We start from the raw sequence: 14,673 nt of genomic DNA on the forward strand, positions 1-14,673 counted from the left end.
TCCCAATCGATGCTTGCTCAAGCAAACTCGCAACCACAAGGCGTATTGTCCTTGCTGCAATAATTGTTGCTTTGAGCGAAGAGGCCTTAGATTATCTAGGGCCTCTTTTTTCTATAAACAAGCATTTTTCAAATTAAATTTTAATAGAAAAACTAATAAACGACGGATTTTAATCCGATATAGATTATAGAAAATCATTTTAATAGAGGTGGGGAATTTAGATGAATATTTCATCTGCAAATACCACAACCGGATACGCAACAGAGAAGACAGCAGCGGCTAGTCAAATCAAACCGATTACTGGAGCAATAGGGGCTATAGGTGGGCCTGGTAGTTCAATAGACGGCTTCACGCAAGTAGCAGCGATACATGGCGAGGAACAACTGCTCACAAAAAATGTAGAGCGGGTTATAGAGACTCTTAGTGGACCAGAGACTACTGTCGAACGCTCTGTGCATGAAGAGACGAACCACATTATCTATAAGATCAAAGATAAAGGTACAGGAGAGGTAATTCGTGAAATTCCAGAAGAAAAGCTGCTTGATATGGCGGCAAAGCTGATGGAGCTAAATGGTATGGTAAATGGTATTTTAATTGATGAGAAAATTTAGAAGGAGGGATTAGGCAAATGGCTAATAGAATAACAGGTTTAGCTTCTGGTATGGATGTTGACAGCATGGTCAAAGAGATGATGAAGGCCCGTAGAGCCAGTTATGACAATATGATTAAAAAACGGACAAAACTTGAGTGGCAGCAGGAGGAATATCGTTCGATTAGCTCTAAAATCGTCGATTTCCGTAATAATAAGCTCTCCAGTTTTAACATCTCGAATGCGATTAGCGCTAAAACATCACAAGTAACTGGTGATTCCAATGCATTGACCATTAATTCAACAAGCTCTACAGCAAATGGTGCTTTGAATGTAACTGTCAGCAAAGTGGCTACTGCTGCTAATAGCGTATTTACATTTTCTGCTACAGATAAGGTCAAAACATTAGAGGATCTGGGTTTTACTTTGTCTGGAGTAGGATCAAGCACAGTAGATATCACCATTAATAATAAAACCATCCAAGTTTCAAAAGATGCCACATTAAGTGATCTAGCTAAAAGTATTAATTCCAATGTGAGCACACTTAAAGCTACAGCACTGTATGATGCGACTTCTGGGCAATTCTCCATGTCTGCTACTCAGACAGGAGAGAACCAATTAACCTTTCAAGACAATGTATTTGAAAATCTGACACCAACTGGGGGGCAAGGCGGTACAGATGCAGAATTTATAGTAAATGGAATAAGTTACAAGCAAGCGAATAATAGATTTGCAGTTAACGGCTTTGATTTTACTGTTAAAGCGCAGTCTACATCTTCAACAACAATTGCTGCTGTTCAGGATACAACTAAAATAATGGATACTATTAAATCTTTTGTTACTGAATACAATAGTTTGATTGCTTCTGTAAACTCCGAACTATCTGAAGCAGTAAACAGAAATTATAAGCCATTGACTTCAGATGAGAAGAAAGCAATGACAGAGGATGAAATAAAGCAATGGGAAGAGAAAGCTCGCAGTGGCTCATTACGAAACGATAGTACGCTCAGCTCCATGCTTTCTGATTTCCGGATTGCTGCAACATCCTTAGTAGCGGGTTATGTAGACGGTAATGGGAAAAAAGTTTCTATTGGGATTACAACGGGCTCTTATTCTGAGAAAGGAAAGCTTGTATTAGATGAGAATAAGTTAAGAAGCGCTTTGGAAGTTGATCCCGAGAAAGTGATTAATATGTTTACGGCTACAAGTACAGATAAATCTCCCGGAAGTTCTACATCGGGTGTATTTGCCAAAATGTCAACATCTTCAATGACAGCTTTAAAAACTCTAAATACTAAAGCCGGAACTTCAATGGTACAGTCGGACACAAGCGTGGCCTTTCTTGAAAGTTCTTTAATCAGTACACAATTACGAGCCATGAAGGAACAGGAAAGCCGCATGCTTTCCAAATTGAACAGCATAGAAACGCAGTATTTTAAACAGTTCAGCGCAATGGAGAAAGCTATCAGTAGTTTTAACACCCAGTCATCAGCATTATCAAGTTTTTCCAGCTAAAGGAGTGAAACGGTTTGTTAAACTCGCCGTATCAAATTTATCAGCAGTCCTCTGTACAGACAGCGACACCTGGTCAGCTTATTATTATGCTATATGAAGGAGCCATTCGATTTACAAAAGCGGCAATTGACGGCTTGGAGAAGAGAGATGTTGAGAGCACAAACAAAAATTTGAAAAAGACTCAAGCCATTATCCACGAACTAATGGCTTCACTTGACTCCAGTTTCGATATTTCGAAGGAACTCTTACGTATTTATGAGTATATGCTTCATCTGTTAATTCAGGCTAATATGAAGAAAGATGTTGCTGCGGCCAAGGAAGTACTAGGTTATTTGCAAGAGTTTCGTGATACATGGAAGGAAGCAATTAAAGTTGCTGCCGCCGACAATGCAACTGGAGTCAGGCAATGATTTCTACTTTGCAATCTTTGTATGCTCAAACTCGGCAACTCGCCGGAGTGATCTCTGAAGTCAGCCAAGAAGAACTGACAGAATTATTGTTATTAAGGACTGACGTTATAGAAGAGCTCCACATGCAAAACCAGGTTTCAGAAGAGATGAAGGCGATAATTCGTTTGATTGGCGAGTATGACAATACCATAACAAAACGAATGCATGAGTTAAAGGATGAGGCAGCTTTGGGCTTAAATAGAATTAAGATGCATCGTGTCCAAAAGCAAAGATACGAACAGGCCTATTCATCAGAAAGTTATTTTGTTGATTATAAAGAGTGAAATGATCATCATTTAGAGGGCAGACTATTTAAACCGTCGGAGTAATGCTCTGGCGGTTTATGTTTTTTAACAACCATATTTCTTATTAAGTATAGTGAGGAGCTTATGTATGGAGCAGAGCCAGGGGGATATTAAAGAGATTATTGAGGACATTAGCCTGTTTTTGCCTAAGCTGATTGCTGCTTTAGAATCTGTTCAGCAATTGTTATATGAACCATTAACAGAGGGGTTTTGGGAGTTATTTTCAGATAGCCTAGAAGGTATGAATGATTTATATCGAACTTTAAATACAATAGATACAAGCCTTCAGAGTATGAATGTAGCTCATGCGTTACATGGAACTTTCAATAGATATTCTGTAGAATTAAGTGAAAAATTTCAACTATTAAATATTAAAATGGATGAGGAACATTATCTGGGGGCAAGTGACTGTATTCAGTTTGAGTTGATCCCTTTATTCAAGCAGCTTCTATTAGAGTTAGGTGAAGGGGGCAATAGAGCCCGTCAGGATAAGTTTTTTTCGCAAAACCTTGATTATCTGGCTCGAAAATATCCTCTTGTTCATAAAGTAATAATTGAATTGACCAGAAATACAGAGCGATATCAAACATTGAATGCTAGAAACGGTCAGTCTAATTTGTTTTTGATTACAGAAGATGGGCGGCCTTTTTATCTATATAGCGAATACGATCCAAATAATGAAGTGAATTTTTGGATGCAGCATACATCCCAGAAGGTGGATCAAAAATCTGAGATCATTATGTACGGTTTTGGATGTGGATATCATCTAGCGGAATATGCGAATACATTTCCAGACCATAATATCTATATATATGAACCAGATGAGCAAGTTTTACTTGCTGCTATGTATTGTATTGATCTGAGGAAGGTTCTCGATCTGCCTAGTATTAAAGAGTTTGCCGTTGGAGGTGGATCCGCTACCCGCGCAAGTATGTTATACCGATTTATGAAGTTTATAAAGGGCGAAGTAGAGATTATTGTCCTCCCCATTTATAAAAAAATGATGGAGAAAGTCGTTTTTGAGTTTACCAATGATGCCAAACTAGCTATTTTAAACTATAGCAGCTCCCTCTCGATGTATGAAAAATATGGGCAAGAGTGGCTTGAAAATAGTATGTATAATTTACCGCAGACCCTATATTCTCCATCTATCCTAGGGCTGAAAGATAAATTTGCAGATGTGACAGCGGTAATTGTAGGAGCAGGACCTTCCCTAGCGGACGATATTGAAAATTTACGTAAACTCAAAAATCATGCCTTTATTATTGCAGCTGGTTCTACTATACAATCTCTGCTGCATTTTGGAATTAGACCTCACTTGATTGTGAGCATGGATGGTTCTGAATCAAATAACGATATTTTCAAAAATTTAGACATTGCTGGAATACCATTATTGTTTACGCCCATGTTGAAGCATAGTATCCTTGACAAGAAAAAAGATCATTTGTTTCATGTTCACTTTGGAAATGATTTCATTACCCAATTCTTCTTTGATTTATCTAAGGAAGATCCTGTATTTAAATCCAATCATTCGGTTACAGGTACAGCTATACAAGCAGCGGCCTTTATGGGGTGCAAAGAAATTATATTTACTGGGCAGGATCTATCGTATCCTACAGAAAATATGTATGCTCCTGGATCGCGGCACTTGTCAGAGCAGCATATGTCACAAACGATTAATCGAGCAGAATTGACGGTTGAAAATGTCCAAGGTACTTTAAATCGAACGAATAAAATTATGAAATTGACTCTAGAGGATATCGGAGAATTATTAGAATCATATCCGGATATTCATTTTATAAATACTTCAAAAAAAGGCGCTAAAATTCGTAATACCCGTTTTGAATTAATGGAAAAGGTTTTAGAACGCTTAGATAAAAGGCTTGTACAGCCCGAGTTTTTACAAAAAGAAATTAGGGAAATGCAAAGATACGATGTTGTACGAATTAAGAATATTAGTAGAAGTGTATTACAGCTTCCAAAGCAAATCGAATTATTTGAAGAACAATTGAAAAGAATTAAGAAAAATATTGAGAAAGCAGCTGATATGAGCAGGAAGAGCCCGCTTAAAAGCATGAAAGCTATTGATGCGGTAAATATCGAATGGGGAGCAGCTGTTGGAAGTGCGCCGTTTAAAGCTTTTTGTTATATGCTCTTTCGGAATCAAATTAATAATTTTGAACGCGATGTACCGGAGCTGGCAAATGAGAAGAATATCATAAAAAAAGCGGCATTAGCGAAAGAAATCATGCAGCCACTCGTTGCTAACATGATCAGTAAAATTCCTTTGCTTAAAGAAGTAACAGATAAAACAATAGAAAAATTAAAAGCAATTGAGAATTTGGAAAGGGGAAGCTAATGAGTCAGCTAATCTCTATTGAAGAGTACATAGAAGATATTAAACCTTTCCTTCCTAAGCTTATTGAAGCTAGTAAAACCGTAATTTTATGGTTACACTCTTCTGATCTAGAACAAGTATGGGGACCATTTGGAGAAGTGGTCGAAGGAATGGACGATCTGTATAAAGCCCTTTATTCTATTGATCAAGATATTAGTGAGAATCATTTAAACATAGTTTCGCATCAAGCCATACAACGCGCATTAAATGATTTGAGTTTGAAATTTAAAATGCTCAATCAATTAATGGATCTTGAAGATTATACGAGAGCAGCTGATTGTATACAGTATGAGCTTATTCCTATTTTGGAACAGCTTCTGGCGGAACTAGGGGCTCCTAAAGTTTATCAAGAACAACTGTTTAATAAAAATATGCAGTTTTTGAAAAGAGATTATCAACATATCTATGACCAACTGAGCTCGGAAATTCGGGATGTTCAAACGTATCAACTTTCTTATGCGAGAAACGGCAATGCGAATTTACTTATTTCGAATTCAGTTCATGGCAAGATCAGTTTGTATAGTGAATATGATCCGGAACTTGAGGCAAGAGAATGGGCTAATCTTATTAATAGGAAACAAGAGCAAGCTAAGCTGTCCGAAGTGTTATTTTTTGGATTTGGTCTTGGTTATTATATTCAGGAGTATGCAAAAAAATATACAGAAAGCCGCTTTGCTATTTATGAACCTGACACACAAGTTTTTTCGGCCGCATTATATGTTCTTGATTTGGAGAACTTCTTTTCCTCAGTGAATATTGTGGATTTTGTAATCGGGTCTAATAAAAATCAAATAAAAGAAATGTTGCTGCGATATGCTTGTTCTGTTGGAGAAGAATTTAGAATGTTATCTTCCCCTGTATATGAGAAATTGTTTAAAACAGAGAAACTGGCATTTGATGAACAAGCAACAATTGAATATTTAAATTATAATAATCATGTGAATATTAATAATAAATATGGCATGCAATGGGTGAAAAATGGTCTTTGGAATATGGCTGTTACTCTCAAAACGCCGAATATATCTAGCCTCAAGATTGCTTTAATTAACACTACTGTAGTCATTGTTGGCGCAGGGCCTTCACTCGAAGAAGACATTAATTATTTGAAGAAGCTTAAAAATCATGCAATAATCATTGCTGCTGGTACAGCGATTCAAACATTACTTTATCATCAAATAGAGCCGCATTTGATTGTTACAGTAGATGGATCAGAAGGAAACCTTAATGCTTTCAACCATTTAGACCTGACCAGTATACCGTTGCTATATTCACCAACAGTACATCACGGGATTTTGAAAAACCTCCCGGAGCAGCAATTATGTCACTTGTTTGTAGGCACAGACTGGGTATCCAAACATTTTTTTAGTTTGACTAATGAAGATGTTATATTTCGTTCAACGCATTCTGTAACAGGGACAGCGATACAGGCTGCTGCCTATATGGGATGCAAGGAAGTGGTTTTAGCCGGCCAGGATTTTTCATATTTCGAAAATAAAATATATGCTGCCGGTGCCAAACATGTTACAGATGCGGAAGTGGAAAACAAGTTATCTGATGCTAGATTAAATGTGAAAAATGTAAAGGGTTCTTTTAATTCTACTACAGCTACATTAGCAGTAACATTGGCGGATATTGAAGAGCTAATGGGGTCTATTTCCGATGTGGAATTTATTAATACGTCTAATCGGGGTGCAAAAATAAAGCACACGCAATGGGAGTCATTGGAATCGGTATATTCACGAAAGCAGAGCAACAAAATTTCTGATCATTATTTCTATGATATGTTGCGAGCAACGGAAAAAGTTAAGTTTAGCCATCATGATGTCATTTTAAAAAGACTAAAACAATTGCCTGATAGCTTGTCTATTTGTGCACTTCACTTGAATCGAATTATCGAAACTATAAATTCACTTGATCAATTATATAATCAGAATTTAAAGCGATGTATGAATGCTATTGAGGCTATTGATGGAGATTGGGAAGTAATTGTTAAAGGTGATATTTTTAATGGTGTATATATTCAATCTTGCCGAATAGAAATTGAAAAGTTTGAGCGAAATCTGGAGAAACTCACAGCAGCTAAAGGAATAGAGCAGCAAATCATTTTCTATCAAAAATACATGCTCCCTCTCGTTGAAGTAATGATAAATCAAATGAATGAATTAGAGGATTTAGTAGCGGCTATTCGCTATTAACTGTCGAAGTACAGGACTGCTAAAAATAGTAGAATGAAAAAGACTGTTAGGAGGTAATTTCCTGACAGTCTTTCTTATTTATTCATCGATGCTTGCCGATATATAGATTATAGCTAATTCTAATAAAGTGCTGGATACCAAAGCGAAGTAAATAGGAGGAATAAACTCTGGCTGAAATGATTAAAACAACCCAGTGCTACTTATGCGGCTCCCAGAGCGGTGAATTGAGACATAAGGGAGTACGTGATAACCCGCTCATTGATGTCATGGAATGCCCTGTGTGTGGTTTGGTATACCTCTCCTCCTTCGATCATATTAATGAGAGCTTTTACGAAGAATCTATGATGCTAGGAGGGAAAGTGAATTTAAATGAATACAGAAAACGCTCATTAATTGATGATTCGAGAAGACTGAATGCTCTGAAGGATGAAATAGCAGCAAAATCAATATTGGATTTTGGTTGCGGAGGGGGAGGTTTTTTATCACTTGCCGAATCCTATGCTGATCGCATTGCAGGCGTAGAATTAGATAAAGCGATTCGTAATTCATTGCAAGAAGATCAGGGATTAAAGGTGTTCGAATCTATTGATTTTATTGAGGACCGATATGATCTCATTACCCTTTTTCACGTATTGGAGCATTTGAAAGATCCTGTTATTATGCTGAAAAAATTAGGAGAAGCACTCAATCATAAAGGGAAAATTATTATTGAAGTGCCAAGCGCAAATGACGCTTTGTTGAAGTTCTATAAAAGTGAAGCGTTTGCGAAATTCACTTATTGGAGTTGTCATCTCTTTTTGTTCACCCCTGAAACTTTAGGGAAAGTCGTTCAAGAGGCGGGTTTTAAGGTGCAATATATCAAACAGGTACAGAGATATCCTTTAGCTAATCATTTGCATTGGTTATCAGAGGGAAAACCTGGCGGCCATCAACAATGGGGTGGACTTAATGATCCGCAACTTCATTCTGCTTATGAGAAACAATTGGCAAGCATAGGAATGTGCGACACATTATTTGCTTGTATTACAATATAAGTTCTGGATTACTTCAGGAAAAATACAACTAAAATTTCAGGAGGTTTCATATGAAAACACCAAGAGTAATTGCTGAGGTAGGCTGTAATCATAAAGGTGACATGGAAATTGCTAAGGAGTTAATTGTAACAGCGGCTGTGTTCTGTAAGGTCGATGCTGTAAAATTTCAAAAACGTAATAATAGAGAATTACTGACTCCAGAGCAGTACGATACACCGCATCCAAATCCTTATAACTCCTACGGAAATACATATGGCGAACATCGTGAATTTTTAGAATTTGACGTAGAACAACATAAACAGCTTAAACAGTGGTGTGAAGAAGCGGGGCTTCAATACAGTACCTCGGTTTGGGATTTCACTTCAGCTAAGGAAATTGCCTCTATTAACCCGAGCTTTATTAAAATTCCATCGGCGATTAATCTTCATTTTGATATGCTCGGATATTTGTGTGAGGAATACGGAGGAGAAATTCATTTGTCGCTTGGTATGACAACCAAGGATGAAGAAGCAGGCATTATTGATTTCTTTGTGAAAAACAAACGTGCGCAAGATGTAGTGCTGTATAGCTGTACGTCTGGATACCCTGTGCCGTTCGAGGATGTTTGTTTATATGAAATATCAAGACTTCAAAAAGCCTATGGACATTTGGTTAAAGAAATTGGATTTTCTGGTCATCATAATGGGATTGCTGTCGATATTGCTGCATATACACTTGGAGCAACTACAATCGAACGTCACTATACACTAAATCGTACTTGGAAAGGCACAGACCATGCAGCTTCTTTAGAGCCGGATGGTATGCGCAGACTTGCACGGGATTTGAAAGCAGTCGAAAAATCACTGACTTACAAAGAAACAGACATGCTGGACATTGAATTAGTGCAAAGAGACAAGCTCAAATGGAGAAACAAATGAGAACGGTAGCCTTTATTCCTGCAAGAGGTGGAAGCAAGTCCATTCCTCTCAAGAATATAAAGCCTGTTGCAGGAAAACCGCTTATTTTTTGGACGATTGATGCTGCAGTTGCGTGTCCTTTAATTGATCAAGTATTTGTTTCGACAGACTCTATTGAAATACGGAATTGTCTTAAATTATATGATAGCGAAAAATTGACAATTATTGAACGTAGTGAGGAAACCGCAACCGATCATGCGTCATCGGAGTTAGCATTATTAGAGTTTGCAAGGGGCCACTCATTCGAAGAGGTTGTGTTTATCCAAGCCACCTCACCTATGCTAAACAAAGATGATTTAGGGAAGGCGATTTCTTACTATAGAGAGGGATCGTTTGATAGTCTATTGTCGGTTGTTCGACAAAAAAGATTTATTTGGGCTGAAAATGCTGATGGGACGGTAGCACCTGAAAATTATAATTATAAATATAGACCCAGAAGACAAGAGTTTAATGGTTATTTAGTTGAAAACGGCGCTTTCTATATCACCGGCAGAGCGAGTCTACTTGAACATTCTAATCGTATCTCAGGCAGAATAGGCCATTTTGAAATGAACGAAATGTCCTATTTTGAAATCGATGAGCCGGAAGATTTTTTAATCGTGGAGCAGCTTTTGAAGCGTGGACAGTCTGAGGCTCCCAAGAAAAGCGCTAAAAACATAAAAATGTTTTTAACGGACTGTGATGGCGTGCTTACAGATGGAGGCATGTATTACTCAGAGTTGGGTGATGAAGTTAAAAAATTTAATACCAAAGATGCAGTTGGTCTATCACTGCTCCGAGAGAAAAAAATCATTACAGGCATTATTACAGGTGAAGATGTAGCATTAGTTAGACGTAGAGCTGAAAAAATGAAGCTCGATGAGGTTCATTGTGGAGTCGTTAATAAATTAGAGCTCATTAAAAGCCTGGCAGCCAAACATGGTTTAACGCTTGATGAGGTTGCCTATATTGGTGATGATCTTAATGATTATGAGGTTATGGGGAATGTAGGCCTGTCTTTCGCAGTAAATGATGCTATGATAACTGTTCGAGAAAAAGCCGATATTGTTACACGAAGTAAAGGTGGACAGGGTGCTGTTCGAGAAGCATGTGAATACATAGCCAGTTTAAGTTGAGAATTTATGTGGTTATTAATAAGTATATTTAGTTGTTTAAAGAAGCGATCTTTATCACGTAGAGGTCGCTTCTTTATTAGCATTTAACAGAAATGTATTCGCTTACAATAAATTGTTTGACAATTCTAATAACGCGGTGTTATAGTCAAATTGTGGGCCACATGAGTGAGGTGTTTCACAGTATTTGAAGATGAAGGGACTGTTTATGCATGCAAGGTAAAGTTAAATGGTTTAACGCGGAGAAGGGTTATGGGTTTATCGAAACTGATCAAGGCGGCGACGTATTCGTTCACTTCTCGGCTATTCAAACAGAAGGCTTCAAAACTCTTGACGAAGGCCAAGCGGTTGAATTTGACATCGTAGAAGGCGCACGCGGTCCACAAGCTGCTAACGTCACTAAACTGTAATCATCAGGCTGCAATAGCCAGTCTATAGGATTCATTTATATGTAACTTTAAGCTCCGGGCAACCGGGGCTTTTATTTTGCCGAATAGCACTAGGTACTTGTTAATCTCTGCTCGTTCAAACCTTCGACATAAATTATTAGAAAATTCTAAATTAATAGAAAATAGTTTTACTATACCTCCCCTACTATGTTATAATAAGAACATGTAAAGGAGGCATGCCCCATGGAATACATCATTCGAGGTCAACATTTACAAGTGACAGATGCACTCAAGGAATATGTCGAGAAGAAGCTCGGCCGCTTAGAGAAGTATTTTGAAGCCCCTACCTCCGAAACAACCGTAACCTTATCGGTGACGAAAGGCATACACGCTGTCGAGGTCACGATTCCGATTGCCCGCAACTTTTTGAGAGCAGAGGAAAAAAGTGCCGACATGTACGCCTCTATTGATACAGTTGTGGATAAGCTGGAAAGACAAATTCGCAAGCACAAAACGAAAGTTAACCGTAGATTCCGCCATGACAGCGGTGTGAAATCGCTATTCAGGGAAGAAGGCTCCGCCGTAGGCGTTCTCGAGCATGAGGAAGAGGATTTCGAAGTCGTAAGAACGAAGAAATTCCTGCTTAAGCCGATGGATGTGGAGGAGGCCATTTTGCAAATGAATATGGTCGGCCATAACTTTTTCGTATTCGCCAATAGCATTAATGAAGAGGTGAACGTCGTGTACAAACGCGATGATGGAACATATGGATTAATTGAACAAGGCTAATACAAGGCCAGTCGTACTTATACATTTATTGCAATTTTAAGCCTTTCCTCCTGCGGGAGGGAAGGCTTTTTCATTTTTTTGGAATGGTGCATTTATCCATAGGAGACAATGCTGTTTTTTAATAGGTAGACGTTTTGATTTCGCCCTCTGCGCGATGTATAATGAACTCAGTTGAAAACATAGACGGTTCGCCTTTTTTCTTTTCGAAAGGTTTATTATATTCTTACCTGAAAATAATGGTGATGCGTTGCGGTGCATCCTGCAAACTGTTACAATTTAAGGCAAACAAGCGTAAGGTGAAAGGGGAAGCCCCATGCTCGGATTAGTGAAAAAAATATTTGGTGATGCGAACGAGCGCGAGGTTAAACGCCTCACGCGTAAAGTAGAAGAAATTAATGCACTGGAGTCAACCGTATCGGCTTTGTCCGATGAGGAACTCACAGCTAAAACGGCACAATTCAGAGCTCGCCTTGCTAAAGGGGAGACGATTGATCAAATATTGCCAGAAGCTTTTGCAGTTACGCGTGAAGCTTCGAAGCGTACGCTCGGCATGCGTCATTTTGATGTGCAGCTGATGGGCGGTATCGTTCTTCATGAAGGCAAAATCGCTGAGATGAGAACCGGTGAAGGTAAAACGCTCGTGGCGACACTGCCTGTATATTTGAACGCGCTATTGGAGAAAGGCGTACACGTCGTAACGGTCAATGATTATTTGGCCTCCCGTGACAGCCAGCTGATGGCTCAGCTTTACAATTTCCTCGGCATGACGGTCGGCTGCAACTTGAACGGCTTATCGCATGAGGAGAAGCAAAGCGCTTATGCTTGCGATATTACGTACGGTACGAACAATGAATTTGGCTTCGATTACTTGCGCGATAACATGGTTCTCTACAAAGAACAAATGGTTCAGCGCCCGCTTTATTTCTCAATTATTGATGAAGTGGACTCCATCCTTGTCGATGAGGCGCGTACACCGCTTATTATTTCGGGACAAGCTGCCAAGTCGACTGATCTTTATTATTCTGCGGACCGCTTCCTGAGCCGTTTGAAGGCGGAAGAGGATTACACGATTGATGTGAAGCTGCGCAACGTTATGCTGACGGAAGAAGGCGTGGAGAAGGCTGAGAAGGCGTTCCATATTGAAAATCTTTTTGATCATGAAAATGTGACGCTCAATCATCATATCCAACAGGCGCTTAAAGCTAATGTTATCATGAAGCGCGATGTCGATTATGTCGTTCAAGATGACGAGGTTATTATCGTCGACGAGTTTACGGGACGTTTAATGTCGGGGCGTCGATACAGCGATGGCTTGCATCAAGCGATTGAAGCGAAGGAACAGCTCAAAGTTCAAAATGAGAGCATGACCTTGGCGACGATTACGTTCCAGAACTATTTCCGGATGTATCGCAAACTTGCGGGCATGACGGGTACGGCGAAGACGGAGGAAGAAGAGTTCAAGCGGATTTACGGCCTGGACGTTATTCAAGTTCCAACGAACCGTTCCATGATTCGTAAAGATCTTCAAGATGTCGTCTATAAATCGGAAACAGGCAAGTTTAATGCCGTTGTTGAGGAGATCGTTGCTCGTCACGCGAACAAACAGCCCGTGCTGGTTGGTACGATTTCCATTGAAAATTCCGAGAAGCTGGCAGATATGCTTAAGCGCCGCGGCGTTGGACATAAAGTACTCAATGCGAAGTTCCATGCGGAAGAGGCTGAAATTATTTCGCGTGCCGGTCAAGCCGGATCTGTTACGATTGCAACAAACATGGCAGGACGCGGTACCGACATTATGCTTGGCGAGGGCGTAGCTGATTTTGGCGGCCTCCATATTATTGGTACGGAGCGCCATGAGAGCCGCCGGATCGATAACCAGCTGCGTGGTCGTGCAGGACGTCAAGGCGATCCGGGCTCGTCCCAGTTTTATTTGTCGCTGGAAGATGAACTGATGCGCCGTTTTGGCTCGGATAACATTATGGCCATGATGGATCGTCTTGGTCTGGAAGAGGATCAACCGATCGAAAGCCGGATGATTACCCGTGCAGTAGAATCGGCTCAGAAGCGCGTAGAAGGAAACAACTTCGACCAGCGTAAAGTCGTTCTCCAATATGATGATGTCATGAACCAGCAGCGCGAAGTCATTTACAAGCAGCGTCTGGACGTGCTTACTTCCGATAACATCCGTGAAATCGTCATGGAAATGATTAAAGCGGTTATTGGCCGCACGGTTGAAGCTCATTGTACGGAGGATATTCCGGAAGAGTGGGATTTGGAAGCTATTATCGACTACGTAGATGCCAACCTTCTCAATGAAGGCACCGTCACAAGAGACAACATTTGGGGTAAAGAAATTGAGGAAATTACACAATTTATTTATGACAAAGTCGTTGCTTACTATGACGAGCGTGAAGCTGAGCTAGGCGAAACAACCATGCGTGAATTCGAGAAGGTCGTTTCGCTCCGCGCGGTTGACAGCAAATGGATGGATCATATCGATGCAATGGACCAGCTGCGCCAAGGTATCCACCTTCGGGCATACGGCGGCACAGATCCGCTTCGCGAGTACCAATTTGAGGGCTTTGAGATGTTCAAAGCGATGATTGATACGATTCAAGAGGAAGTTGCCAAATATATCATGAAGTCGCGCGTAGAGAGCAACCTGGAGCGCCAAGAGGTAGCTCAAGGCCAGACGACGACGAACAGCCCAGGCGAAAGCCAGGAGAAACGTCCGGCGAAGCGTCTGGACCGGGTTGGCCGCAATGATGATTGCCCATGCGGCAGCGGCAAGAAATACAAGCAGTGCCACGGTAAATAAGGTACTGATCGGATAGGCAAGGCTTAACGCGCCAGTGTGCGAAAGAGATGCGGCAGAAGCTGCTTCGCTTCGCAGCAGGCGCGTTTATGCCATAAAGCAGCATAGCAAGCAAAAACGACTTCGT

At 40.0% G+C, this 14,673-nt stretch carries 12 protein-coding genes; all 12 read left to right on the forward strand.

Features of this window, described 5'->3' with window-relative positions:
* Positions 1-221 precede the first annotated feature (221 nt).
* Entirely contained in the window at positions 222-611 is a 390-nt protein-coding gene (locus tag AC50YG_RS30520; RefSeq protein ID WP_494832465.1) for a flagellar protein FlaG, read from the forward strand.
* A gap of 17 nt (positions 612-628) precedes the next feature.
* On the forward strand, positions 629-2,104 hold the full coding sequence (fliD, locus tag AC50YG_RS30525; RefSeq protein WP_494832467.1) for a flagellar filament capping protein FliD: 1,476 nt from the start codon (positions 629-631) through the stop codon (positions 2,102-2,104).
* A 14-nt stretch (positions 2,105-2,118) separates the two neighbouring features.
* Positions 2,119-2,514 (forward strand): flagellar export chaperone FliS, encoded by a 396-nt coding sequence (gene fliS / locus AC50YG_RS30530; protein WP_494832469.1) that lies wholly within the window; start codon positions 2,119-2,121, stop codon positions 2,512-2,514.
* On the forward strand, positions 2,511-2,837 hold the full coding sequence (locus tag AC50YG_RS30535) for a hypothetical protein (protein ID WP_494832471.1): 327 nt from the start codon (positions 2,511-2,513) through the stop codon (positions 2,835-2,837). The genes fliS and AC50YG_RS30535 overlap by 4 nt, the downstream gene beginning before the upstream one ends.
* Before the next feature lie 109 nt (positions 2,838-2,946).
* On the forward strand, positions 2,947-5,217 hold the full coding sequence (locus AC50YG_RS30540; protein ID WP_494832473.1) for a motility associated factor glycosyltransferase family protein: 2,271 nt from the start codon (positions 2,947-2,949) through the stop codon (positions 5,215-5,217).
* Positions 5,217-7,451: a motility associated factor glycosyltransferase family protein gene (locus tag AC50YG_RS30545; RefSeq protein WP_494832475.1), complete on the forward strand. Its 2,235-nt coding sequence runs from the start codon at positions 5,217-5,219 to the stop codon at positions 7,449-7,451. The genes AC50YG_RS30540 and AC50YG_RS30545 overlap by 1 nt, the downstream gene beginning before the upstream one ends.
* 359 nt (positions 7,452-7,810) lie before the next feature.
* A complete protein-coding gene (locus AC50YG_RS30550) occupies positions 7,811-8,485 on the forward strand; it encodes a class I SAM-dependent methyltransferase (RefSeq protein ID WP_494832477.1) in 675 nt (224 codons plus the stop codon).
* 50 nt (positions 8,486-8,535) lie between these two features.
* Positions 8,536-9,402 carry an N-acetylneuraminate synthase family protein gene (locus tag AC50YG_RS30555; protein ID WP_494832479.1) on the forward strand — a complete coding sequence of 289 codons (867 nt, stop codon included), beginning with the start codon at positions 8,536-8,538 and terminating at the stop codon, positions 9,400-9,402.
* Entirely contained in the window at positions 9,387-10,556 is a 1,170-nt protein-coding gene (locus AC50YG_RS30560; RefSeq protein WP_494832481.1) for a cytidylyltransferase domain-containing protein, read from the forward strand. The genes AC50YG_RS30555 and AC50YG_RS30560 overlap by 16 nt, the downstream gene beginning before the upstream one ends.
* Positions 10,557-10,765: 209 nt before the next feature.
* Complete coding sequence (locus AC50YG_RS30565) at positions 10,766-10,963, forward strand: cold shock domain-containing protein (RefSeq protein WP_056036940.1); 198 nt, start codon at positions 10,766-10,768, stop codon at positions 10,961-10,963.
* Positions 10,964-11,185: 222 nt separating this feature from the next.
* Positions 11,186-11,731: a ribosome hibernation-promoting factor, HPF/YfiA family gene (hpf, locus tag AC50YG_RS30570; protein WP_046229713.1), complete on the forward strand. Its 546-nt coding sequence runs from the start codon at positions 11,186-11,188 to the stop codon at positions 11,729-11,731.
* A gap of 313 nt (positions 11,732-12,044) precedes the next feature.
* Complete coding sequence (gene secA, locus AC50YG_RS30575; RefSeq protein WP_473756452.1) at positions 12,045-14,549, forward strand: preprotein translocase subunit SecA; 2,505 nt, start codon at positions 12,045-12,047, stop codon at positions 14,547-14,549.
* Positions 14,550-14,673: the final 124 nt, after the last annotated feature.

It is taken from the genome of Paenibacillus sp. J31R34 (assembly GCF_059383715.1).